This window comes from Holdemanella sp. DFI.5.55, assembly GCF_020593575.1.
In the GTDB taxonomy this organism is placed as follows: Bacteria; Bacillota_I; Bacilli_A; order Erysipelotrichales; family Erysipelotrichaceae; genus Holdemanella; species Holdemanella hominis.
In genome coordinates this window covers 1-268 of the sequence record NZ_JAJDMK010000275.1, presented here as the reverse complement: position 1 = coordinate 268, position 268 = coordinate 1, and the positions used below count along the sequence as shown (strand labels likewise).

The 268-nt window shown below is 45.9% G+C and carries 1 protein-coding gene; it reads left to right on the top strand.

The window, feature by feature from the left end; genetic code table 11:
- A partial coding sequence (locus LJE08_RS14085; RefSeq protein WP_227403587.1) for a hypothetical protein occupies positions 1–268 on the top strand: 268 nt, incomplete at both ends.

Below are 268 nucleotides of genomic sequence, written 5' to 3'. Positions count from 1 at the left end.
CAGAAACAACAGGTGGCATTAGTCCAGAGGCCTGGGTTGATGTTAATGATTTAACTCTTCGGTCAAGTTTAGCAAGCTCTAATATCGGCACTGTAAGCGTAGACCATGGGCATAGCACGAATGATGTCTCAGTGTCCTTTAGAAAATTTTTGACAGTCAAAGATGGTCGTGTCAATGCGACTCAAGCGGTCATAGACGCAATGACATCAGGCTACCTTGTCGAAGTACCCCATGATTATACTTTGCGCGTCGAGGCTGCTGATATCCC